Source organism: Brevibacterium sp. Z349TD_9, from assembly GCF_056173565.1.
Map to the genome: position 1 here is coordinate 2066196 of NZ_CM149680.1, position 23750 is coordinate 2089945.

The following is a 23750-nucleotide window of genomic DNA, read 5'->3' on the forward strand; positions in this document are numbered from 1 at the left end:
CCCATGTACCGCGACGACTGTCAACGGCGCACCCGTAGCGCCGCAACGCACTTGGAGTGCCACAACGCCCCTCAAGCGGTCAACCCCCGGCGAAGCACCGCACGACGCCCATGTAGCGGCAAATCATCCCCGTGCAGACGTAGGACGTAGCGCTGAGGGTGCGGCGTGCTCGGAGAGGCGTTTCGAGCACGAGTGCAGGCCGCGCTCGACATCAAGACGAGGCGAGCAGGCCACGCCCAGCGCACACTTGGCGACCGGATCGGCATGCTCGAGGCGACACTCTCCGGCCGTCGACGCACAGTAACGGGGGACAGGCTCGCGCCCGACCGGGGCACACCCCTGCGGATACGAAAAGCAGCCACCGCACGGCGCGCCACAGACACGACAAGGGCCCAGCACATAGCGTGCTGGGCCCTCTCGGTGCCGGTCGACGATCAGCCGACCGCCGGCGCGATCAGTGGCTGAGCGACTTCGGATCCGAGCCTTCGACGGCCTCGTGGTCGTGATGCGAGGCTTCGAGCTCGGTCTTCGTCACCGGCGCGACCCGGTCTTCGAAGAAGAACTTCGACAGGCGGGCGCGGAACTTCTCGAGCGCGGTCACCTTGCCCTCAGCGTTCGGCTGCGGCGGAATGTAGTGCGGCGATTCGAACGCGGTGAGCTTCCACAGCTTGTTCGGCGGGAGCGCCTCATGGCGCTCGAGGAACTCGCCGTGGGGCAGGCGGATGATGTTCGCCGTCTCACGTCCGTGCAGCGCGACCTCACGGTCCTTGCGCTGGAGTGCGAGACACATGCGCTTCGTGACGATGTAGCCGATGATCGGTCCGAGGAAGAAGAGTGCACGGAAGATGTAGATCATGTCGTTGAGCGACATCTGGAAGAACACGGCGATGATGTCACCCGACGCCGCCGCCCACAGGTTGCAGTAGAAGATGATGCCTGCCACACCGATGGCGGTGCGTGTGGGGTTGTTGCGCGGACGGTCGAGGATGTGGTGCTCGCGGTTGTCCTTGAGCAGCCAGGCCTCGAAGAACGGGTAGACGAACATCGCCGCGAACACACCGCCGAGGACGATGACCGAGCTGTTGATGTTGAACGAGATCGGCCAGCCGGCGATGTAGAACTCGAACCAGCCCGGAACGATGCGGAGGAAGCCGTCCGCCCAGCCGATGTACCAGTCCGGCTGGGTGCCGGCGGAGACGGGGGAGGGATCGTAGGGCCCGTAGTTCCAGATCGGGTTGATCGTGAACAGTGCCGAGATCACGGAGATGACACCGAAGATGAGGAAGAAGAACCCTCCGCCCTTCGCTGCGAAGGTCGGGAGAACGGGCTCGCCGACGACGTTCTTCTCGGTGTGGCCGGCGCCCGGCCACTGCGTGTGCTTGTGGACGACGACGAACATCAGGTGGATGCCGATGAGCGCGATGAGCAGGGCGGGGACGATCATGATGTGGAGCGTGTAGAGACGCGACACGATGTCGATGCCTGGGAACTCGCCGCCGAAGACGAAGAACGAGATGTACGTTCCGACCAGCGGCAGGGACTTGAGGATGCCGTCGATGATGCGCAGGCCGTTGCCCGAGAGCAGGTCGTCGGGCAGCGAGTAGCCGGTGAAGCCGGCGGCCATGGCAAGGATGACGAGGAAGACGCCGACGACCCAGTTGAGTTCGCGGGGCTTCCGGAACGCACCGGTGAAGAACACGCGCAGCATGTGGAGGCTCAGCGCCGCCACGAAGAGCAGAGCGCCCCAGTGGTGCATCTGCCGGATGAAGAGTCCGCCGCGGATCTCGAACGAGATCTCGAGCGTGGAGTTGTAGGCCTCGGAGATCTCGACTCCGCGCAGCGGAACCCACGGACCTTCGTAGTGGAGCTCACCCATCGCAGGGTGGAAGAAGAACGTGAGGAAGGTGCCCGAGAGCACGACGATGACGAAGCTGTAGAGGGCGACCTCGCCGAGCATGAAGGACCAGTGCGAGGGGAAGATCTTGCGTCCGAACTCGCGAACGAGCTTGGAGGCCCCGACGCGGGATTCGGTGAAGTCCGCCAGCTTCCCGACAGGTGTGGTGGGCTGTGAAGTACTCATGGGTGGTTGATCTCCCAGAACGTAGGTCCGACGGGCTCAGGGAAGTCCGACTGCGCGACCAGGTAGCCTTCGCTGTCCACGGTGATGGGCAGCTGGGGCAGCGGGCGCTTCGCCGGGCCGAAGATGACCTTGCAGTGCTCGGTCACGTCGAACGTCGACTGGTGGCACGGGCAGAGCAGGTGATGGGTCTGGTGCTCGTACAGCGCCACGGGGCAGCCGACGTGCGTGCAGATCTTCGAGTACGCGACGATGCCGTCGTACGACCAGTCGGCGCGAGCAGGATCCTCTTTGAGCTCCTTGGGATCGATGCGCATGAGGAGGACAGCGGCCTTCGCCTTCTCGTCGAGCGCATGACCCTCGTTCGTGTCATCGCCGATGCCGGAGGGAAGGACATGGAAGGCCGAACCGATCGTGACGTCCTCAGCCTTGATCGGACGCTCCGAATCAGGGGAGGGGATTCCGCCCGGGTCGCGGATGAGTCGCACACCCTCGCCCCACAGGGTCTTGAACAGCGCATCGCCCGGAAGCGGACCGAGGTCGCGGAAGACGAGGATCGCCGGCAGGGGTGCGATCGCGAGAGCGGCGATGAGCGTGTTGCGCAGAAGCGGACGACGGGCGATGCCCGACTCCTCCTTGGCCTGGTGGAGGATCTCGAGCGCGATCGCCTGATCCTCTTCGCTGCCGTTGATGTCATGGCGCTCATCGATGCCCTCATGATCGCTCATGAGGTTCTTCGCCCAGAGCACCGCGCCGGCACCGAGGCTGAACATCGCCACGGCCGCACCGAGTCCCACCATCATGGTGTGGATGCGGATGCTCTCCATCGACTCTCCCAGCGGGAAGAGGAAGTACGCGACGATGAACCAGATCGTGCCGATCATCGAAGCGATGAACCACAGCGCCACCTGGCGCTCGGCGACCTTCTGGGCACGCGGGTCGGCGTCGGTCAGTCGCGGCTTGTGCTCAGGCAGGCCAGGGTTGGTGAACCCGTTCAGCTCCTCGAGCTGGCTGCCGCCGCCGGAGTGCTCTTTCGAGGTCATGAATTTCCCCGTCTAATCTCGTGATGGTAGGTGAACGACAACTGCGGACTCACTTCGCCCTCGAGGAGAGCCATACGGTGATGCCGATGACTGCGGCGAGTCCGAAGAACCAGATGAAGAGGCCCTCAGCCACTGGTCCCAGGGATCCGAGCTTGAATCCGCCGGGGGAGGGGTTCTCCGACACTTCCCGGATGTACGAGATGATGTCTCGCTTGTCCTCGGGAGTGAGGTTCGCGTCGTTGAAGATGGGCATATTCTGAGGTCCGGTCTGCATCGCCTCGTAGAGGTGCTTGGGCGAGACCTCGGACAGGTTCGGCGCGTACTTGCCGCGGGTGAGCGCACCGCCGGCGCCGACGACGTTGTGGCACATCGCGCAGTTCGTGCGGAAGAGCCCGCCGCCGGCGGCGGGGTCACCCTTCGCAGGATCGAGGTACTGCTCCTCCGGGATCGCCGGTCCCGGTCCGAGCGAGGCGACGTAGGCCGCGAGCTGCGCGGTCTGCTCGTCGTTGAACTGCGGTTCCTTGACGCGGGCCTGCGGGCCGTTCGCCTGCAGCGGCATACGACCCGTGCCGACCTGGAAGTCGACCGCTGCCGCACCGACGCCGATGAGTCCGGGTCCGGCCTTCGTGCCCTCGGCATTGAGGCCGTGGCATGTCGCGCAGTTCGCGGCGAAGAGCTTCTTGCCCTCTTCGATGTCGGAGGCGCTGGCCGTCGTTGAGGCATTCGCGCTCGAGGTCTGGGTGAAGAGTGCGTACGCTCCGCCGGTCAGCAGCAGGCCCACGAGGAGGAGCACGACGAGTGCCATCGGGTGCCTGCGGCGATCTGCTAATAGCTTCACGTGATGGTCCTTTGCTTGGAGTTTCGAGTGTCCGACCGAATGCTCGGTGCCGGCTACTGGAGGAGGTAGATGACGCCGAAGAGGCCGATCCAGACGACGTCGACGAAGTGCCAGTAGTAGGACACGCAGATCGCGAAGGTCGCCTCATGGTGCCCGAACTTCTTCGCCCCGTACGCACGTCCGATGACGAGCAGGAAGCAGATGAGTCCGATGGTCACGTGGAGACCGTGGAAGCCGGTGGTGAGGTAGAAGACGGAGCCGTACCCGTCGGTGTTGATGGCCACACCCTCGCGAACGAGCTCTGCATACTCCATGACCTGGCCCGACACGAAGACCGCGCCGAGGAGGAACGTCAGATAGAACCATTCGACCATGCCCCATTTGGCGATGTTGAACAGCGAGCCGGTCCGCCGTGGGCGGAACCTCTCGGCAGCGAACACGCCCATCTGGCAGGTGAAGGACGACGACACCAGGATGATGGTGTTGCCGAGTGCGAACGGAACGTTCAGCATCTCGGTGCGCGTCTCCCACAGACCCGGCACGACGGATCGGATGGTGAAGTACATGGCGAAGAGCGCGGCGAAGAACATCAGGTCGCTTGCGAGGAACACGATGAAGCCCACCGTGGTCACATTCGGGCGATTGACTACCGGATGTGCTGGCGCTGTCTGGGATGCAGTGGCAGTTGACACCCCACCATTATTACCCGTCTCGGGGTGAGTTTTCACCTTTTACCCAGGTTTCGGAGGAGAAATTTCTACACGGTGTAGCGAAAACCGCGGATTGGTGCCGCAATCTCGTTCCGGTGTGACGTCCACCCCGCGTGTCGAGAACGCGATAGGATGCCGCAGGTAAGCTCCGCCTCCTGTCCGGAGGCGGTGGATGTCCCCTGTTTGGAGAGCCCTCTGCGATGACGGAACAGCCGCGTACGACAGCTCCGGAGACACCTGTCTCCGGAACCGGATCGACACGGGAAGCCGGCGTCGCGGACTGGCCCGATCTCCTCATGAAGCTCATGCACGGTCAGGACCTCGACGAGGCGGAGGCCTCGTGGGCGATGGACCAGATCATGTCCGGCGAGGTCCCCGATGTGACGATGGCCGCATTCCTCGCCGCCCATCACACGAAGGGCGAGACCGTCGCCGAGATCGCCGGACTCGTCTCGGCGATGATGGACCACGCCGTACCGCTGCCGGGCCTCGAGGACTCCGTCGACATCGTCGGCACCGGCGGCGACCGGGCGAAGACGGCGAACATCTCCTCGACCGCGGCGATGATCATCGCCGCGACCGGCCAGCGGGTCGTCAAGCACGGCAACCGCGCGACCTCCTCGGCGTCGGGGTCCGCCGACGTCCTCGAGGCCCTCGGCGTCCGTTTCGACATCACCCCTGAGCAGACCGGCCAGGTCGGCGCCGAGGTGGGTCTGGCCTTCTGCTTCGCCAACGTCTTCCATCCCTCGATGCAGTTCGTCGCCGCGGTGCGCAGGCAGATCAGCGTGCCCACGGCCTTCAACATCCTCGGACCGCTGACCAACCCGGCCCGCGCCCGACACACGGCGATCGGCGTCGCCGATGCGCAGATGGCGCCGCTCGTCGTCGGCACCTTGGCCAAGCGCGGGCATCAGGCCGTCGTCTTCCGCTCCCGCGACGGTCTCGACGAACTGAGCAACACCGACGTCAACGACGTGTGGGAGGTCAGGCACGGTGAGGTCGAGCACACGACGTTCGACGCCCTCGACCTCGGGTTCGAGAGAGTGACGAAGGACGCGCTGCGCGGCGGCGGACCGCAGGAGAACGCCGCGATCATGCGCTCCGTGCTCGCCGGTGAGGCGTCGGCGGTGCGCGACATCGTCCTCATCAACTCGGCAGCGGCCCTCGTCGCCGCCGACGAGGTCGCCGCCGGTTCGTTCACCGAACGGCTCGCGGCGAAGCTGACGATCGCCGAGGCGACCGTCGATGCCGGACTCGGCGCCGCGAAGCTCGATCAGCTCGTCGAGGTCTCAACCCGCATCGCCGAGGCGAACGGCTCCTGAGGCGGTCGCGTGATGGTTCGCACCGGCGGCCGGCATCGCCCACCCGCCGCTCGAGCGCCACGCGACCGCGGTCTCGAGCCAGTGCGCGAGCATCCGCGTCTCCTCCGGCAGCGCATCGGCGCCGGAGGGGAAGGGTCCCGGCGACGGCACCCACTCCGCGGTCGATGACAACGCCGTGAACGCCTCGGCGAGTCCGGCTGTGCTCGCCCGGTGTGCCGCTGCGGCGAGTTTGCCGTGGCGGACGACGACGAGGTCGATCCCGCCCTCAGGGGCCGGAGACCATGCCTGGATCTCTGCGACAGCAGCAAGCCCGGCCACGGTCTCGGCGCGCGCTGCGGTGAACAGGGCCGCCCGCATGCCGTCACGGACCTCGGCGGCGGTCTCGTACCGCGACTCGGAGGCGAGCCGGGCCATCCGCGCTCCGCTGTGCTCGCGCAGGGTCGAGAGATCTCCGCCGAGGACGGCACGGAGACCGGAGATGAGCTCGGCGTACTCCGCCGGGTCGCTCACCCCCGCGCACGGACCCCCGCACTGGCCGACCTGGGCGCTCACACACGCACGGTGGTCGGCCGCCGTCACAGCCGTCACCTTCGCGGTGCAGCGTTTGACGGGATAGAGGGTCTCGAGGAGCTCCTTGACGGCCTGGGCGGTCCTGCGGGAGCGGAACGGGCCCAACGGCGGAGCGGGCGAGCGTTCGAGGGCGGAGACGGCCCGGGCGACGGAGAGCCGAGGGAAGGTCTCGTCGCTGAGGACGACCCACGCGTTGCGCTCCGGTTTCTTCGACCTCCGGTTGTACGGGGGCGCGAGTTCGCCGATGAGCCTGACCTCCCGGACCTCGGCCTCGAGGACGTGGGCGCACGGCAGGCACGAGACCTCCTGGGCGGCGGTGACCATCTCGGCCATCCGGCCGCGGTTCTCCGAGGCGTTGAAGTACCCGCGCACGCGCCGGGCCATATTGCCCGACTTGCCGATGTAGAGCACTCTGCGGGTGCCGTCGAGGAACATGTACACCCCGGGCTCGGCGGGCACGCCCTTGGCGAGATGGGATTTCGCCTGCCGCTTCGCCCACCCTGACTGGCGGACCGTGGCGAGCTCCTCGAGCGTCGTGATCCCGTACCCGCCGAAGCGCTCGAGGAGACGGTGGAGGACCTCGCCGGTCGCCCGCGCATCGGAGAGCGCACGGTGGTCGGGTTCGACCACCGTGCCGAAGTGCGCGGCCAGGGTCCCGAGCTTGTGGTTGCGGACCTCGTCCCGGCCGAGCACCCGCCGGGAGAGGGTGACGGTGTCGAGGACCTGCGGCTGCGGCCAGTGGTAGTCGAGGCGTTCGCACGCCGAACGGAGGAAGCCGATGTCGAACGGGGCGTTGTGGGCGACGAGGACCGCTCCGACGGCGAATTCGAGGAAGCTCGGCAGCACGGAGCGGATCGAGGGCGCGTCGTCGACCATCGCGTGGGTGATGCCGGTGAGCCGGGAGACGAACGGGGAGATGACCGAATGCTCGGGTTTGACCAGCGACTGGAACTCCCCGATGACCTCGCCGCCGCGCAGCTTGACCGCGCCGATCTCCGTGATCTCCGAGGTGCCCGAATGGGTGCCGGTCGTCTCGAGGTCGACGACGACGAAGGTGACCTCGTAGAGGGGAGTGCCGATGTCGGCGAACGAGAGCTGGGTGCGCTCGAGTCCGTGCGGGGCGCGGTCGAAGGGCGTGGCCGGTGACGACATGCCTAGAAGTGTGCCATCCGGTGCTGACGCGAACTCACACCGACGCCCCGTTGTCGCCGCCCTCGGTGCGCGAGCGGGTGGGCAGGTGGAAGAAGAGTCCGACGGCGCCTCCGATGCCGACGGCGAGTCCGACGAGGAGGAACCACGTCGGCAGGGGACGGAAGAGGACCGCCCCGACGATGAGGAGGACGACCGCGCCGAGGGTCGCTGCGACGGAGAGCATGAACGTCGGCGGCGCTGTGCGCCAGCCGATCGGGGCAGCCGGCTCCGGCTCCCAGCGTTCGGTCTCCTCGAGCCTCTCCCGGATCTCCTCGACCGGCATCTCGCTCATCGGAGCATCGGGTTCGGAGATCCGGGCCACGAGGTCGTCCCAGTGGCTGTCGCTGATGCGCGACGAGTCGCCGATCCGTTCGGATTCGGGCACGTGGTCGCGCCAGTCCTCGCGCTCGTCGTCTCCGTTCATGTCATTCATCAGCAATCCCCGGCGCGGGTCTATTCCCTTCCCCTCCCGCCGTGGCGGCCGAAACCCCTCCCGCCGAGGTGGTCCGCACGGTGGTCCCGCGGGCGGCAGTCTCGACCGCCTCGGCGATGACCTCGGCGTCGAAGTCGAGGGTGGCCACGTGGCGGGATCGGCGCAGGGCGATGATCTCGGGAGCCGCGGGCAGCCGGGAGCGGAGCACGCGGAGGCTGCGCGGACCCACGACGTTGTCCTGACCGGAGACGAGGACCGTCACGGGGGAGGTGATCTCCCAGAGATCGGTGCGCAGGCCGGTGAGCGCCGAAGCGAGCGAGGCGACCGCCGCGACCGGAGTCCGGTCCCCGGCGTACTCGTCGCGTCCCGGGTGGGCGATGTCGTTGCCGATCGCCGCGACCGTCGGCACGATCCGGGAGAGGACCGGCAGCAGCGGGGCGAGCGGAGAGTCGACGTAGAGCGCCGGGTTGACGACGACGATCGCATCAGGCGGGTTCGAAAGCGTGCCGAGGGCGAGGCTGAGCGCCCCGCCCATCGAGAGCCCGGCGACGACGACGTGCTCATGGTCGGCCTGCAGTGACCGCAGCTCCGCCTCGGCGGCGGCGAACCAGTCCGACCGCGATGTGGCGGCGAGATCCCGCCACGTCGCACCGTGGCCGGGCAGCAGGGGGACGCTGACGCTGAGGTCGTCGGCGGCCAGGGCGCGGGCGATCGGATGCCACGCCGCCGGGGAGCCGGTGATGCCGTGGAGGAAGAGGACGGCGACGTCGGCGCGAGGCGACACGAACGAGTACGCGGCCCGCGGAGCAGGCAGCGGTGCGAAGTCGATCTCCATGCTCCCAGCATCCCACGAACACAGGATTCGGGCATCGTCGGCGGCGGTCCTCGCCGTCGGAAGTTGGATATATGATGACCGGGGACGACAAAGCGTCGTGACATGGAAGGGTGCACGTGTTCTACTGGTTTCTCAAGCGGGTCCTGGCCGGACCCATCCTGCGGATCCTCTTCCGTCCGTGGGTGCGGGGGCTGGACAACCTGCCGCAGGACGGGCCGGCGATCATCGCCGGCAACCACATGCACTTCATGGACTCGATCTTCGTCCCCCTGCTTGCGCCTCGCCCAGTCGTCTACCTCGCGAAGAAGGACTACTTCACCGGTCGCGGCATCAAAGGAGCGGTGACGCGCTGGTTCTTCAAGCTCAACAATCAGCTCCCGATGGACCGCGGCGGCGGCTCCGGCTCGCAGGCCTCGCTCGAGGCCGGACTCAAGGTCCTGCGCGAAGGCAATTCGCTCGGCATCTATCCGGAGGGCACCCGGTCACCCGACGGCAAGCTCTACCGCGGCCGCACCGGCATCGCCCGCCTCGTCCTCGAATCCGGGGCCCCGGTCATCCCGGTGGCGATCATCGGCACCGACAAGATCCAGCCGGCCGGCCGCCTCATCCCGAAGTTCCGACGCGTCGGCGTCGTCTTCGGTTCGCCCATGGACTTCTCCAAGTACGAGGGGCTGCCCGTCGACCGGTTCCTCCTCCGGTCGATCACCGACGAGATCATGTACGAGATCATGCGCCTGTCCGGCCAGGAGTACGTCGACACCTACGCCTCGACCGTGAAGACGAAGCTGCTCACCTCCGCGAAGCCGAAGAAGCCCGCCGAGGAGGCCGACGAGGGCCCTGCCCCCGAACCGGCGAACTGAGCCGACGCGCGGCTCCCGATGTTCGAATACTCCCATAACGGCGACACGCGCAAATCGTTACCTTGGGGTGTTTGTCCCTCCGACTCCGGCACAATAGTTTGGAGTTGTTGAATCCCACTGTAGGTTCGCTGCGAAGAGCGGTAGAATGGCTTCATTCTCTGCCCGACCACGCGACCTCACTTCCCCCAGGGACTATAAGGAGGAGTCGGTGTGAACCGCTCAAGTCACGAAAGCGTCGAGTCGACGCCCTTGCCGTCCGCGGCACAGGGGCTCCTGTTCGACGACGACCTGCCCGTCCTCGATGAGGAGGCCGGCTACCGCGGTCCGACCGTGTGCAAGGTCGTCGGCATCACCTACCGTCGACTCGACTACTGGGCGCGCACCGACCTCGTCACCCCCTCGATCCGCAACGCCACCGGCTCGGGCAGCCAGCGCCTCTACAGCTTCCGCGACATCCTCGTCCTCAAGATCGTCAAGCGCCTCCTCGACACCGGCGTCGGGCTGCAGTCGATCCGCACCGCCGTCGACCACCTCCGCTCCCGCGGCGTCGAGGACCTCTCCCAGATCACCCTGATGTCCGATGGTGCCAGCGTCTTCGAATGCACGTCCCCCGACGAGGTCGTCGACCTCCTCCAGGGCGGGCAGGGCGTCTTCGGCATCGCCGTCGGCCGCGTGTGGAACGAGGTCGAGGGCAGCCTCTCCGAACTGCCGAGCGAACGCCTCCCCGAAGACGACTCGACTCTCTTCGCCATGGACGAGCTCGCGCAGCGCCGCGCACAGAAGCTCGGCTGAGGTCGGCTCAGACCTCATCGTCCGAACAGTCCCACAGAGTGAGGGCCCTATCCGATCGGATGGGGCCCTCACTGTTGTCTCAGATCCGGTTGTCTCAGGTCCGGCTTGCGCAGCGCCAGCTCACGACGACTGCTTCGCCGCCTTGCGCCCACGGATGTTCTCCGAGCGCAGGGCTCGCTCGAGCAGCGCATCGAACGAGGAGGCGACCTCCTCGGCGGGCTTGCCCGGCCACGAGTGGATGGGTCGGGCGGATCCCTGGGCCTGCTGCATGACTGCGCGTTCGGCCAGCGGGGGATTGAGGACGAGGGGACCGAACATCTCCCGCATCTCCTGGATCCGGTAGTCATGCTCGGTCGAGCCTGCACGGACGCGGTTGACGACGAGGCCGAGCGGCTGGATCTGCGAGGTGCCCCGCTGCCGCAGCTCGTCGGCGGCGCGCAGGGCGCGATCGGCGGCGGCGACGGAGAAGAGGCTGGGCTCGGTGACGACGGCGACGCGGCTGCTCGCCGTCCACGCGGTCCGGGTGAGCCCGTTGAGGCTCGGCGGGCAGTCGATGAGGATGAGCCGGTAGCCCTTGGCGATCCGACTGAGCGCGTCCTCGAGCCGACGCAGGTAGCGTTCGGACAGTGAGGGACGGTCGAACTCGGCGGCCCGGGGCGAGCCGGAGATGACGTCGAGGTGGCCCTTCGTCTCGCCGACCCAGCCGGAGGGGATGATCGCCTCGGAGAGGATCTTCTGCGACTTCGGGGCCGCGAGGACATCGGCGATGTCGACCTTCGTCGAGGTCGGCACATCGAGGCCCGTCGACGAATCGGCCTGCGGATCCATGTCGACGACGAGCGTCGGGATGCCGCGGTTGTAGGCCGCCGAAGCGAGACCGAGGGTCACCGACGTCTTGCCGACGCCGCCTTTGAGACTGCTGATACTGAGGACAAGCACCCTCCTACGGTAACGTATCCGGTCCTGCGCGGCAGGCCCGACCACGCCGAGGACCGGGCGCCGTGCGAAACCAGGACCCCCTGCATTCAGTGGCACAGGTCACTGAGTAGAGTGGTCTCTCGACAGCCCGTCGACGCATCGCCCTGCGGCGATCGATACAGAAGCGAGAAACACAGATGTTCTCTAAAGTCCTTGTGGCCAATCGCGGAGAGATCGCGGTGCGCGCGTTCCGCGCGGCCTACGAGCTCGGTGCCTCCACCGTCGCTGTGTTCCCCTACGAAGACCGCAACTCCGAGCATCGGATGAAGGCCGACGAGGCCTACATGATCGGCGAGGAGGGCCACCCCGTGCGCGCCTACCTCAGCGTCGAGGAGATCATCCGCGTGGCCAAGGAGTCCGGCGCCGACGCCGTCTACCCCGGATACGGCTTCCTCTCCGAGAACCCCGACCTCGCCCGCGCGTGCGCTGAGAACGGCATCACGTTCATCGGTCCCAAGGCCGATGTCCTCGAACTCGCCGGCAACAAGGTGCAGGCGCTCTCGGCGGCCCGCAGCGCCGGCATCCCCGTGCTCGACTCGACTCGTCCCTCCGCCGACGTCGCCCAGCTGCTCGCCGACGCGGAGTCGATGGAGTACCCGCTCTTCGTCAAGGCCGTCGCCGGCGGCGGCGGACGCGGCATGCGCCGGGTCTCGGAGGCCTCCCAGCTCGAGGACGCGCTCAAGGCCGCGATGCGCGAAGCCGAAGGCGCCTTCGGCGATCCCACGGTCTTCATCGAGCAGGCCGTCCAGCGCCCCCGCCACATCGAGGTGCAGGTGCTCGCGGACAACGACTCGAACGCCATTCACCTCTTCGAACGCGACTGCTCCCTCCAGCGGCGCCACCAGAAGGTCATCGAGATCGCCCCGGCACCCAACCTCGATCCCGAGATCGCCGCCGCCCTCCACTCCGATGCCCTCAAGTTCGCCCGGGCGCTGGGCTACCAGAACGCCGGCACCGTCGAATTCCTCCTCGAGACCGAGGGACCTCGGGCGGGCAAGCACGTCTTCATCGAGATGAACCCGCGCATCCAGGTCGAGCACACGGTGACCGAGGAGATCACCGATGTCGACCTCGTCGCCTCGCAGATGCGCATTGCTGCGGGGGAGAGCCTCGAGGATCTCGGCCTGCGCCAGGAGGACCTGCGGATCAAGGGCGCGGCCCTGCAGTGCCGCATCACCACCGAGGATCCCGCGAACTCGTTCCGGCCCGACACGGGCACGATCACCGCCTACCGCTCTGCCGGCGGCGCGGGCGTTCGCCTCGACGGCGGCACCGTCCATGCCGGAGCCTCGGTGAGTGCGCACTTCGATTCGATGCTCGTCAAGCTCACGTGCCGCGGACGCACCTTCGCCCAGGCCGTGTCCCGCGCCCGGCGCGCGCTCGCTGAGTTCCGCATCCGCGGCGTGTCATCGAACATCGGCTTCCTCCAGGCCGTCCTCGAGGACGATGCCTTCATCCAGGGCGACATCGCGACATCCTTCATCGAGGAGCGTCCGCAGCTTCTCGACGCCCGGGTGAGCGCCGACCGCGGCTCGAAGGTCCTCGACTACCTCGCCGACGTCACCGTCAACCGCCCGCACGGCGAAGCGAAGGTCCATCTCCGTCCCGCGGAGAAGCTGCCGGAGGTCGACCTCGCCCAGGCCCCGCCGGCCGGCAGCCGTGATCGTCTCCTCGAGCTCGGCCCCGAGGGCTTCGCCCGTGCCCTGCGGCAGCAGACGCCGCTGGCCGTGACCGACACGACCTTCCGCGACGCCCACCAGTCGCTGCTCGCCACCCGCGTGCGCACCCGGGATCTCCTCGCCGTGGCCGGGCACGTCGCCCGGATGACGCCCGAGCTGCTGAGCATCGAGGCGTGGGGCGGGGCGACCTACGATGTCGCGCTGCGCTTCCTCGGCGAGGATCCCTGGGAGCGCCTGGCCCAGCTGCGGGAGGCGATCCCGAACATCGCCCTGCAGATGCTCCTGCGCGGACGCAACACGGTCGGCTACACCCCGTACCCGACGAAGGTCACCGATGCCTTCGTCGACGAGGCGGCGCGGACCGGCATCGACGTCTTCCGCATCTTCGACGCCCTCAATGACATCGAGCAGATGCGTCCGGCCATCGAAGCCGTCCGGGCCACCGACACGACGATCGCCGAGGTGGCCCTGTGCTACACCTCGGACATCCTCGATCCGCGGGAGGAGCTCTACACCCTCGACTACTACCTCCGGCTGGCCGAGGAGATCGTCGGCGCCGGTGCTCATGTGCTCGCCGTCAAGGACATGGCCGGACTGCTCCGCCCCGCCGCGGCTGCGAAGCTCGTGACCGCCCTGCGGGAGAACTTCGACCTGCCCGTCCACGTCCACACCCACGACACCGCCGGCGGTCAGCTCGCGACCCTCTTCGCCGCCGCGGATGCCGGAGCCGACGCCGTTGACGCGGCCTCGGCGGCCATGGCGGGGACAACGAGCCAGCCGAGCCTCTCCGCCCTCGTCGCCGCGTTCGAGCACACCGAGCGCGACACCGGCATCAGCCTGGCCGCGGTCCAGGACCTCGAACCGTACTGGGAGTCCGTGCGCAAGGTCTACGCGCCCTTCGAGTCCGGCCTGCCCGGGCCGACGGGTCGCGTCTACCGCCATGAGATCCCCGGCGGGCAGCTCTCCAATCTCCGCCAGCAGGCCGTGGCCCTCGGCCTGGGGGAGCGCTTCGAGGAGATCGAGCGGATGTACGAGGCCGCCGACGACATCCTCGGCCACCTCGTCAAGGTCACCCCGTCGTCGAAGGTCGTCGGCGACCTTGCCCTCCACCTCGTCGGTGCCGGCGTCGACCCCGAGGAGTTCGCCGCGCACCCGGAGAAGTTCGACATCCCCGACTCCGTCATCGGCTTCCTCTCCGGCGACCTCGGTGATCCTCCCGGCGGATGGCCGGAGCCGTTCCGTTCGAAGGCGCTCAAGGGCCGCACTCACAAGCCCGTCGTCGAGGACCTCGCCGAGGCGGATGCGGCGGCTCTCGAGACCCCGGGACCGGAGCGTCAGGCCAAGCTCAACGAGCTGCTCTTCCCCGGACCGACGAAGGAGTTCGACCGGATGCGCGCGAGCTACGGTGACCTGTCCGTCGTCGAGACCTCTGAGTACCTCTACGGTCTCACCTCCGGCGATGAGCACACGGTCGAGCTCTCCAAGGGCAAGAACCTCCTCATCGGCCTGCGCGCGATCGGGGAGACCGACGAGCGCGGCATGCGCTCGGTGATGTTCACCCTCAACGGACAGCTGCGTCCCCTCGAGGTCCGCGACCGCTCCGTCGAGACCGACGTCAAGACCGCAGAGAAGGCCGACCCGACCCAGTCCGGTCATGTGGCGAGCCCCTTCGCCGGGGTCGTCACCCTCCAGGTCGACGTCGGCGACACCGTCGAGACCGGTGACGTCATCGCGACGATCGAGGCGATGAAGATGGAGGCCTCGATCACCGCGCCCTCCTCGGGCTCGATCTCCCGGGTCGCCATCGACTCGGTCTCCCAGCTCGAAGGCGGCGATCTCGTGGCGGTCATCGGTGGCTGAGCGCGAGATCCGCCTGTGGGGCGATCCGGTGCTGCGCACCGTCTGCGCTCCCGTCACGGTCTTCGACGACTCCGTGGCAGCACTGGCCGCCGACCTCGTCGACTCCTCGCTGCCCGAGGGCAGGGCGGCGGTCGCGGCACCGCAGATCGGAGTCGGGCTGCGCGCCTTCGGCTACGATGTCGACGGCCGCACCGGATACATCATCAACCCGGAGATCGTCGAGGTCGGAGGTGAGCTGCGCGACATCGAGGAGGGCTGCCTGTCCGTGCCCGGGCTCTTCTTCCCGACACCGAGGTGGGAGTTCGCCCGCGCCCGCGGCGTCGATGCGCAGAACAACCCGGTCGAGATCTCCGGCACCGAGGTGTTCGCGCAGATGATCCAGCACGAGGTCGCCCACCTCGACGGCCAGGTCTACATCCAGACACTGCCGGGGGAGAGGCGGCGTGAGGCGATGAAGGCGATCCGCTCCGCCTCGTGGTTCCTCGCCTCATGACCGCACCGACGGACACAGACAACGAAGGGAAGACACCTATGGTCATCGCACGCACCGCTGTCGTCGGCAGCGGACTGATGGGAGCCGGCATCGCCGAGGTGCTCGCGAAGTCCGGCTGCGACGTCATCGTCTCCGAGGTCGACACCGCGGCCGTCGACGCCGGACGCGCCCGGATCGAGAAGTCCCTGGCCAAGGCCGTCGAGCGCGGAAAGCTCACCGCCGGCGACTCGGAGGCGGCACTGGCCCGGCTGCGCTTCACCACGGACATCGCCGACCTCGCCGACCGCCAGCTCGTCATCGAAGCGGCGAGTGAGAACGAGGAGGTCAAGCGCTCGATCTTCGCCGGTCTCGATGCCGTCGTCACCGATGAGCACGCGATCCTCGCCTCGAACACCTCGTCGATGCCGATCATCCGCTTCGCCCAGGCGACGTCCCGACCCGAACGGGTCCTCGGGATCCACTTCTTCAACCCCGCACCGGTCCAGCCCCTCGTCGAGATCGTCTCCTCCGTGCTCACCGCCGAGGAGGTGAGGGAGACAGCGACCGCGTTCGTCTCCGAGGTCCTCGGCAAGGCCCCGGTCCAGGCCTCGGACCGACCCGGGTTCATCGTCAACGCCCTCCTCATTCCGTACCTGTGTTCGGCGATCAGGATGCTCGAGTCCGGCTACGCGACGAAGGAGGACATCGACGCGGGCATGGTCAAGGGCTGCGCCCACCCGATGGGCCCGATCGCCTTGGCCGACCTCGTCGGCCTCGACACGTGCCTCTTCGCCGCCGAGAGCATCTTCTCCGAGACCGGTGATCCGGCGGCCAAGCCGCCCGTCCTCCTCTCCCGGATGGTCGATGCGGGACTGCTCGGGGTGAAGTCGGGACGCGGATTCTACGAATACTGATCCGGGACCCCTGAGGTCTGAGGAATACGCGAAGGGGCACCCGGTCGGACCGGGTGCCCCTTCGCGTGGTCGGACCGCGGCTCAGCCGGCGAGGAGCTTCTCGTAGCTGGCGAGCTTGACGCAGGCGACGAGTCCCTCGGCGGCGAGTTCGACATCGCCCAGGCTCGGCATCGTCGGGGCGATGCGGATGACGTTCCCGCCGGGGTCGATCCCGTACGGGTGGGTCGCACCGGCGGGGGTGAGCTTGACCCCGGCCTCGGCGGCGAGCTTGACGATGCGCTCCGCCGTGCCCTCGAGTGTGGTCAGGGTGATGAAGTACCCGCCGTCGGGCTTCGTCCATGTCGCCAGCTCCGTGCCGCCGAGACCGGTCTCGAGGGCGTCGAGGACGGCGTCGAACTTCGGGGCGATGATCTCGGCGTGCTTGCGCATGTGGTCGACGACTCCCTCGGCGTCGCCGAAGAAGCGGAGGTGGCGCAGCTGGTTGACCTTGTCCGGACCGATCGCGATCTTCCCGAGGTTGGCGATGAACCACCTCATCGTCTCCGGCCCGGCCCCGAAGAACGACACCCCGGATCCGGCGTGCGTGATCTTCGATGTCGACGCGAAGATCCAGGGGCGCTCCGGGTGCCCCGCCTCGGCGCAGAGGGAGAGGATGTCGAGGTTCTCGGGATGGTCCTCCCGGAGGTGGTGGAGACCGTAGGCGTTGTCCCAGAGCAGGGTGAAGTCGGGGGCGGCCGCCGGCATCGCCGCCAGCTGCGCGGCACGCTCCGGGGTGATCGTGATGCCGGTCGGGTTGGAGTACATCGGCACGAGCCACATCCCTTTGACGGTCTCGTCCTCGGCGAGGCGCTGAGCTTCGGCGACGATGGGCCCCTCATCGTCCATCGGGATGGAGAGGAGCTCGAAGCCGAGGGATTCGGCGAGCGTGAAGTGACGGTCGTAGCCGGGGACCGGGCAGATGAGCCTGTGCGGTCCCGCACCCCATGGGTCGCCGGAGACGGCGGTGCCGTGGAGGAGGGCGAAGGTGAGCGCCTGGCCCATGAGGGTGAGCGAGGCGTTGCCGCCGGCGAGCAGCTGCTCGGTGGGGACCTTGAGCAGCGGAGAGAAGAGCTCCCGGAGTTCGACGATGCCCTCGATCCCCCCGTAGTTGCGCGCATCGACCCCGCCCGGTGTGCGCACGTCGTCGCCGCTGACCGCGGTGAGGAGGCCGTCTGCGAGGTCGAGCTGCTCGCTTCCGGGCTTGCCGCGGGTGATGTCGAGGCTGAGCCCGCGGGAGGCGAACTCCTCGTAGGCGCGCGAGGCTGCCTCGAGTGCGGACTCGAGGTCGGGGGTAGAGGTCATCGATGCTCCTTCTCGCCGAGGTGTCGGCGCTGGTTCTCGCCGGTCCTCCCATCCTAATCACACGGTGCGACGGGGACCGCTAGAGTTGGATGCCGAGACTCGGCGCCCAGCCCGGAGACGGCGCCGGAACCGGGGGAGAGGAGAGAGCGATGGTCAGGCCCCGCGCCCGCGCCGCTCACGGCACCCGTTTCGGTGCCGAGGCGCACCGCTACGACGCGGTGCGACCCGACTATCCCGCGGACGCCCTCTCCCTCCTCGGACGGGAATGGACGGGCCTCGACGTGTGCGACCTCGGCGCGGGGACGGGGATCCTCAGCCGGCAGCTTCTCGACCGCGGGGCTGCCGTCGTCGCCGTCGACCCCGACGAGGCGGCCCTGCTCCGCAATCCCGCGTCCGGCCGCACAGGCACCGCCGAGGACACGGGTCTGCCGACAGCCTCGTGTGACGTCGTCACCGTCGCCCAGGCCTGGCACTGGTTCGACGAGGCGGCCGCGGCGATCGAGATCGGCCGGATCCTCCGCCCCGGAGGCAGGCTGCTCATCCTCATCAACCAGCTCGACGTCCGCGTCGACTGGGTGCTGCGGCTGAGCCGGATCATGCATGCCGGCGACGTCTACCGCCCCGCCTACGTCCCCGCACCCGACGGCTTCTCCCTCGTCGACCGTGCGGTCATCGACTTCGCCACCCCGCTCGACATCGACGGGATCGTCGACCTCGCCCGCACCCGCTCCTATTGGCTGCGGTCGGATGCGGCGACCCGGGCGCGGGTCGAGTCCAATCTGCGCGGCTACCTCACCGAGGAGCACCCGATCGACGGTGCCGTCGACCTGCCGTACATGTGCCTGGCCTACGTGCTTGAACCGGTGCGGTCCTGACCGGCGGGGCCGCACCTCGTGCGACCCCGCCGGACGGGTGAGGGATTGAGACCCCTCAGAGCCGCTGCTCGTCGTCGGTCTCGATGACCTCGGTGGACTCGACGACCTCGGTCTGCTTCGGCGCCTGGTGCTGGACGCTGATCTTGCGCGGCCGCGCCTCCTCGGCGACGGGGATCGTCAGCGTGAGCACTCCGTCCTCGTAGTCGGCGCGGATGCGGTCGAGGGCGACACGGTTGCCGAGCGTGAGCTGACGGGCGTACGTGCCCGTCGTCCTCTCCCGGGTCAGCCACTTGACGTCCTTGTCGCCCACCGGCGAGGTGCGCTGAGCGCGCACGGTCAGCGTCCGGTCCTCGACGTCGACGTCGATGCTCGACGGTTCGACGCCGGGCATGTCGATCGCGGCGATGAAGACCTCACCGTCACGGTAGAGGTCCATCGGCAGGGTCGTCGCGTTCGGGTTCCGGGTCACCTCGGTGAAGAAGCGGTCGAGGTCGCGGATGGGATCGAATCGGGTGGCCATGGGCATCCTTTCTGCAGGGGTCCTTTACATTGAGTCAATCACACTCAACTTTGAAATCGTCGCGTGCTCATGGAACTCTCAACGAATATGAGCCTGTCTCCGATCCTACTCGCGCTCGTCCCGGTCGTCGTCCTCATCGCCGGCGGCCGGGCGCTGCGTGCCGTGCCGATGTTCGGCGCCGCCGAGTTCTGGTCCGGGGCCGAGAGGCTCGCGTACTACTGCCTCCTCCCCGTCCTCCTCTTCGCCTCCGTCGCCGAGGTGGACGTCTCCCACGTCCCGCTCCTGCCGCTGACGGCGGCGCTCGTCATCCCCACCGTCCTCGTCTCCCTCGCCCTCGTCGTACTCAGGTCCGTGGTCGCGCAGGATCTCCCGTCCTTCACCTCGGTCCTCCAGGGCGGGATCCGGTTCAACACGTACGTCGGCCTGTCGATTTCTGCGAGCCTCTTCGGGTCCGAGGGGGCGGCCCTGGCCGCGATCGTCGCTGCCATCCTCGTGCCCACGGTCAACATCGTCTCGAGCCTCGGGTTCGCTCTGCTGCGGACCGGCCCGCGGACGGCTCTCGGGATGCTGCGCGTCGTCGCGACGAACCCCCTCGTCCTCGGGTGCGCAGCCGGGGGAGTGTGGAACCTCGTCGGGGTGCCGGTGCCCGACCTTGCCTCTGCGGTCCTCGACCCGCTCGCCGCAGCGGCCCTGCCGATCGGGCTGCTGTGCGTCGGCGCGGGGCTGCGCCGATTCTCGCTGCGCGACCACGCAGGAGCGCTCATCACCTCGACCGTGGCCAAGCTCGTCGTCCTTCCGGGCCTCAGCCTCGCCGCCCTCGTCGTCACCGATGCGCCCCCGGTCGCCGCGGCGGTGGGGCTGATCTTCCAGGCGATCGCGACCGCGAGCTCCGGCTATGTCATGTCCCGTCAGCTCGGCGGCAACTCCGAGCTCATGGCCGCGCTCATCGCCGTGCAGACGGTCCTCATGCTCCTCACCCTGCCCCCGGTCCTCCTCCTCGCCCAGGTCGTCCTCGGGGCATGAGAAGACGGCCGGCCCCCGGGAAGGGGACCGGCCGTCGTCTCAGTGGAAGGAGGCGGTGCTCACTCGCTCTCGGCGGTGATGTCGGGGTGACGCGAGCCGAGGGCGTTGTCGATCGAGAGCAGACCCGAGCCGCTGTCGCCGACGATCTCGAGGCGGCCGATGATCTCGCTGATGCTCGCCTCCTCCTCGACCTGCTCGTCGATGAACCAGTTGAGCAGCGGCAGGACGTCGAGGTCGCCTTCGGACTGCGCGGTCCGGTAGATGTTGCGGATCGACTCGGAGACCTTCTCCTCGTGCGCGAGAGCGGCCTTGAAGAAGTCGAGCGGACGCGAACCCGAGACCTTCGGGGCGGCGATGTCGCCGATCTGCGGGGCGAAGCCGCGATCGACGCAGTGCTGGATGAACTTCGCCGCGTGGACCTGCTCCTCCTCCGACTGTGCGCGCATCCACCGGGTCATGCCCGGCAGGTCCTGATCGTCGAGCTGGATCGACATCTGCAGGTAGACCATCGAGGCCTCGAGCTCGAGCGTGACCTGCTCGCCGAGGACCTTCTGCATTGCGGGGCTCATGTGCATGTGCATCTCCTAAAGGCTGTGGCCGGCGGCGGTCTGCCGCCCGCGTCCAGACTATCGTGACACCATTTCTGGAACCGTTCCAGTGTGGAAAGGCTCGGCAAACAGTGCTGAGGCAAGCCGAACCTTCGAGGTCAGGACAGGTCCTGCGGGCCTGCGGCGGGGATCTCAGGGTGGCGGGCGCTCACTCGGGTGGCCTGCTCGAACGCGTGGGCGATGGACAGGAGGCGGACGTCGTCGCCGGGCTGGGCGACGAACTGGACCCCGACGGGCAGGCCCGAGTCGGAGAAGCCGGCGGGAACCGAGATCGCCGGGCAGCCGGTCGCGGAGATCAGACACAGCGCCCGCATCCAGTCGAGATAGGACTCCATCGCCACGCCGTCGATCTCCGTGGGGTACTCGAGGCCCGTGTCGAAGGGCAGGACCTGGCAGGTCGTGAGGACGAGGACGTCGTGATCGGCGAAGAACCCCTCGACCTCGGCGCTGAGCCGGGCGCGCGCGGTCTCGGCCGAGGCGACCTCGGCGCCGGTGAGGCGCAGACCCTGCTCGATGTTCCACACGACGGAGTCCTTCATCCGGTCCCGCTCCGTCTCGAGGAGGGAGCCCCAGAAGCCGACGAAGTCGAGGGCGCGGCGGACGGTGAAGACCTCGTCGGCGTCGCTGAGGTCGGGGATCGTGTCCGCTACCCGGGCGCCGAGTCCTGAGAGGACCGCAGCGGTGCCGGAGACGATCTCCCGCACCTCAGGATCGAGGGGGAGGAGGCCTCCGAGGTCGGGGCTGAAGCCGATCCGCACCCCGGTGAGCTGCGGGTCCGCCTCGGCGCCGAGGCGGAACTCGGGGAGGTCGAAGACGGACCCGGGGTCGGGCAGGGAGGCCGGTGCACCCGGTTCGGGTCCGGAGGCGACGCTCATGAGGAGGGCGACGTCGGAGACGGTGCGGGCCATGAACCCGCTCTGGGCCAGCCACGCGAAGGGATTGCCCGGACGGGTGTGGGGGATCCGTCCGTTCGAGGGGCGGAAGCCGACGACGTTGTTGAAGGAGCCGGGCGAGCGCAGGGATCCGCCCATGTCGGATCCATCCCCGGAGGCCTGGATGCCCGCGGCCAGGGCGGCCCCGACCCCACCCGAGGAGCCCGAGGCCGATTTCGTGAGGTCGTAGGGGTTGCGTGTGGTGCCGAAGACGGGGTTGAAGGTGTGGGAGCCTGCGGCGAACTCGGGCACGTTCGTCTTCCCCGAGGTGATCACCCCGGCCCGGCGGAGGCGGGCGATGATGAGCGAGTCGGCCTCGGGTACCCGATCGGCCATGATCGGCGAACCCCACGTCGTGCGCATGCCCGCCGTGTCGTGGGTGTCCTTATGGGTCATCGGCACCCCGTGGAGGACGCCGACCTCCTCTCCGGCTGCGAGCGCTTCGTCGGCGGCAGTGGCCTCGGCCATGGCGCGGTCGTCGTCGCGGGTGACGACGGCGTTGATCGCCGGGTTGACCTCGTCGATGCGGCGCAGCTGAACGGTCAGGGCCTCCCTGGCTGAAATCTCCTTCGCAGCGATCCTCGCCGCGAGCTCACGGGTGCTCAGCCACCTCAGGTCGTCCATGCCGCTCACTTCCCGACCCGGCTGAGCACGGCGGTCAGGGCCGCCCGCAGGCCGGTCTCGAGCGTCGTCGGCACGTCGTCGGGGGCGAAGTGCGGGGAGTGGTTGCCGGCCGGGGGTTCGTCGCCGTCGAGGTCGGCGGGGGAGTACCCGCCGAAGAACCAGTAGACGAGGGGGACCCCGATCGCGTCGGCGAAGGCCCCGACGTCCTCGCTGCCGGTGACTGCCGGGACGACATGGATGTGGGCGGAACCGAGTTCGGCCTCGGTCGCGGAGACGAAGGCCGCGGTCGCGTCGGGATCGTTGAAGCAGCGGGGGAAGGAGTGCATCTCCTCAATGATCGGTTCCGGTGCCCCCGATGCCTGCGCCTCGGCGGCGATGATCCGGCGCACCCGGTCGAGGACGGTGTCACGGACATCCTCGTCGAAGGTGCGGATGTTCAGGGTGAACTCCGCGGTCTCGGGGATGATGTTCTCCTTGAGCCCGCCGTGGAAGGTTCCGACGGTGACGACGGCTGCGTCCCGGCCCGAGATCTCGCGGGAGACGACGGTCTGCAGGCGGGTGATCATGAAGGCTCCGAGGACGATCGGGTCGATCGCGTTCTCCGGCTGTGAGCCGTGGGCCTGCCGGCCGCGGACGGTGACGCGCAGGGAATCGGACATCGCCATCGCCGTGCCCGAGGAGACGTAGATGTCGCCGGCACGCCCCGGCCACACGTGCTGGCCGTAGACGACCTCGGGGGTGGCGACGGTCTCCCAGAGACCGTCCTCGAGCATCGCCTTCGCACCCGCCGCGGTCTCCTCACCGGGTTGGAAGAGGAGGACGACGGTGCCCGACCAGGCCTCCCGGTGGGCGGTGAGCACACGGGCGAGGTGGAGGCCGACGGTGATGTGCGTGTCATGCCCGCACCCGTGCATGACCGGGGTCCGCGTGCCGTCGGGGAGAACGCCTTCGGCGGTGGAGGAGTAGGGCAGGCCCGTGTCCTCGGCGATGGGCAGCCCGTCGGTGTCGGCACGGTAGGCGACGACGGGTCCCTCGCCGTTCTCGATGACTGCGACGACCCCGGTGCCGCCGAAGGCCTGCGGTACGAGGCCGAGGGCCTCGAGCTCGTCGGCGATCGCCTTCGCGGTCTCGATCTCCTGCATCGAGAGCTCCGGGGAGCGGTGGAAGTCCTCGTAGTCGGCGACCGCCTCGGCGAGGGTGTCGGTGATCGCGGTGGCGATCTCGGTGTTCAGCGACATGGTGTCCTTGTCTCT

The 23750-nt window shown here is 68.3% G+C and carries 21 protein-coding genes; 8 read left to right on the top strand and 13 right to left on the bottom strand.

All coding sequences use genetic code 11. The annotated features are described in order from the left end of the window. Positions 1-454: 454 nt before the first annotated feature. Genes qcrB through ctaE form a run of 4 tightly spaced genes read right to left on the bottom strand, consistent with a single transcriptional unit; the run spans position 455 to position 4650 of the window. On the bottom strand, positions 455-2080 hold the full coding sequence (gene qcrB, locus AC0VYB_RS09720; RefSeq protein ID WP_009375715.1) for a cytochrome bc1 complex cytochrome b subunit: 1626 nt from the start codon (positions 2078-2080) through the stop codon (positions 455-457). Continuing rightward, positions 2077-3120, bottom strand: a complete 1044-nt coding sequence (gene qcrA, locus AC0VYB_RS09725) for a cytochrome bc1 complex Rieske iron-sulfur subunit (protein WP_009375716.1) — start codon at positions 3118-3120, stop codon at positions 2077-2079. The genes qcrB and qcrA overlap by 4 nt, the downstream gene beginning before the upstream one ends. 49 nt (positions 3121-3169) lie before the next feature. Beyond that, positions 3170-3958: a cytochrome bc1 complex diheme cytochrome c subunit gene (gene qcrC, locus AC0VYB_RS09730; RefSeq protein WP_040341016.1), complete on the bottom strand. Its 789-nt coding sequence runs from the start codon at positions 3956-3958 to the stop codon at positions 3170-3172. A gap of 53 nt (positions 3959-4011) precedes the next feature. Beyond that, positions 4012-4650, bottom strand: a complete 639-nt coding sequence (ctaE, locus tag AC0VYB_RS09735; protein ID WP_430600154.1) for an aa3-type cytochrome oxidase subunit III — start codon at positions 4648-4650, stop codon at positions 4012-4014. Positions 4651-4868: 218 nt separating this feature from the next. Here ctaE and trpD point away from each other — a divergent pair, with 218 nt between their 5' ends. Further along, a complete protein-coding gene (trpD, locus tag AC0VYB_RS09740) occupies positions 4869-5990 on the top strand; it encodes an anthranilate phosphoribosyltransferase (RefSeq protein ID WP_009375719.1) in 1122 nt (373 codons plus the stop codon). On the opposite strand, the gene AC0VYB_RS09745 is transcribed toward trpD, so the two are convergent. Genes AC0VYB_RS09745 through AC0VYB_RS09755 form a run of 3 tightly spaced genes read right to left on the bottom strand, consistent with a single transcriptional unit; the run spans position 5958 to position 9019 of the window. Next, positions 5958-7712 carry a DEDD exonuclease domain-containing protein gene (locus tag AC0VYB_RS09745; RefSeq protein ID WP_475384673.1) on the bottom strand — a complete coding sequence of 585 codons (1755 nt, stop codon included), beginning with the start codon at positions 7710-7712 and terminating at the stop codon, positions 5958-5960. The genes trpD and AC0VYB_RS09745 overlap by 33 nt on opposite strands. Positions 7713-7746: 34 nt before the next feature. Beyond that, entirely contained in the window at positions 7747-8184 is a 438-nt protein-coding gene (locus tag AC0VYB_RS09750; protein WP_232252583.1) for a hypothetical protein, read from the bottom strand. Continuing rightward, positions 8177-9019 (bottom strand): alpha/beta hydrolase, encoded by an 843-nt coding sequence (locus AC0VYB_RS09755; protein WP_144587614.1) that lies wholly within the window; start codon positions 9017-9019, stop codon positions 8177-8179. Before AC0VYB_RS09755 ends, AC0VYB_RS09750 begins: the two co-directional genes overlap by 8 nt. Positions 9020-9135: 116 nt before the next feature. Between AC0VYB_RS09755 and AC0VYB_RS09760 the strand changes: the two genes are divergently transcribed. Further along, positions 9136-9879, top strand: coding sequence for a lysophospholipid acyltransferase family protein (locus tag AC0VYB_RS09760; RefSeq protein ID WP_101623770.1), 744 nt, complete (start codon positions 9136-9138; stop codon positions 9877-9879). Positions 9880-10089: 210 nt separating this feature from the next. Next, on the top strand, positions 10090-10671 hold the full coding sequence (locus AC0VYB_RS09765) for a MerR family transcriptional regulator (protein ID WP_101623769.1): 582 nt from the start codon (positions 10090-10092) through the stop codon (positions 10669-10671). Between the two features lie 120 nt (positions 10672-10791). On the opposite strand, the gene AC0VYB_RS09770 is transcribed toward AC0VYB_RS09765, so the two are convergent. Then, positions 10792-11610, bottom strand: a complete 819-nt coding sequence (locus tag AC0VYB_RS09770; protein ID WP_009375729.1) for a ParA family protein — start codon at positions 11608-11610, stop codon at positions 10792-10794. 176 nt (positions 11611-11786) lie between these two features. Between AC0VYB_RS09770 and AC0VYB_RS09775 the strand changes: the two genes are divergently transcribed. Genes AC0VYB_RS09775 through AC0VYB_RS09785 form a run of 3 tightly spaced genes read left to right on the top strand, consistent with a single transcriptional unit; the run spans position 11787 to position 16574 of the window. After that, complete coding sequence (locus tag AC0VYB_RS09775) at positions 11787-15188, top strand: pyruvate carboxylase (RefSeq protein WP_131247625.1); 3402 nt, start codon at positions 11787-11789, stop codon at positions 15186-15188. After that, positions 15181-15681, top strand: coding sequence for a peptide deformylase (locus AC0VYB_RS09780; protein ID WP_009375732.1), 501 nt, complete (start codon positions 15181-15183; stop codon positions 15679-15681). Before AC0VYB_RS09775 ends, AC0VYB_RS09780 begins: the two co-directional genes overlap by 8 nt. A 38-nt stretch (positions 15682-15719) precedes the next feature. After that, positions 15720-16574 carry a 3-hydroxybutyryl-CoA dehydrogenase gene (locus AC0VYB_RS09785; RefSeq protein ID WP_009375733.1) on the top strand — a complete coding sequence of 285 codons (855 nt, stop codon included), beginning with the start codon at positions 15720-15722 and terminating at the stop codon, positions 16572-16574. A gap of 81 nt (positions 16575-16655) precedes the next feature. Here the strand turns inward: AC0VYB_RS09785 and AC0VYB_RS09790 are convergent, their stop codons facing one another. Beyond that, positions 16656-17915: an aspartate aminotransferase type Ic gene (locus AC0VYB_RS09790; protein WP_009375734.1), complete on the bottom strand. Its 1260-nt coding sequence runs from the start codon at positions 17913-17915 to the stop codon at positions 16656-16658. 149 nt (positions 17916-18064) lie between these two features. Here AC0VYB_RS09790 and AC0VYB_RS09795 point away from each other — a divergent pair, with 149 nt between their 5' ends. Beyond that, the gene (locus tag AC0VYB_RS09795) at positions 18065-18790 is read left to right on the top strand and encodes a class I SAM-dependent methyltransferase (protein WP_009375736.1); all 726 of its coding nucleotides are present in this window, start codon (positions 18065-18067) and stop codon (positions 18788-18790) included. 55 nt (positions 18791-18845) lie between these two features. Here the strand turns inward: AC0VYB_RS09795 and AC0VYB_RS09800 are convergent, their stop codons facing one another. Further along, positions 18846-19310 carry an Hsp20/alpha crystallin family protein gene (locus AC0VYB_RS09800; protein ID WP_009375738.1) on the bottom strand — a complete coding sequence of 155 codons (465 nt, stop codon included), beginning with the start codon at positions 19308-19310 and terminating at the stop codon, positions 18846-18848. Between the two features lie 87 nt (positions 19311-19397). On the opposite strand from AC0VYB_RS09800, the gene AC0VYB_RS09805 reads away from it, so the two are divergent. Further along, positions 19398-20333 (top strand): AEC family transporter, encoded by a 936-nt coding sequence (locus AC0VYB_RS09805; protein ID WP_193338342.1) that lies wholly within the window; start codon positions 19398-19400, stop codon positions 20331-20333. Positions 20334-20392: 59 nt separating this feature from the next. On the opposite strand, the gene AC0VYB_RS09810 is transcribed toward AC0VYB_RS09805, so the two are convergent. The 3 genes from AC0VYB_RS09810 to AC0VYB_RS09820 all read right to left on the bottom strand — a co-directional run bounded on the left by AC0VYB_RS09810 (position 20393) and on the right by AC0VYB_RS09820 (position 23735). Then, positions 20393-20908, bottom strand: coding sequence for a ferritin (locus tag AC0VYB_RS09810; RefSeq protein ID WP_040341019.1), 516 nt, complete (start codon positions 20906-20908; stop codon positions 20393-20395). 131 nt (positions 20909-21039) lie between these two features. Then, a complete protein-coding gene (locus AC0VYB_RS09815; protein ID WP_009375743.1) occupies positions 21040-22497 on the bottom strand; it encodes an amidase in 1458 nt (485 codons plus the stop codon). 5 nt (positions 22498-22502) lie between these two features. Further along, on the bottom strand, positions 22503-23735 hold the full coding sequence (locus tag AC0VYB_RS09820; protein WP_475384674.1) for an amidohydrolase: 1233 nt from the start codon (positions 23733-23735) through the stop codon (positions 22503-22505). Positions 23736-23750 lie beyond the last annotated feature (15 nt).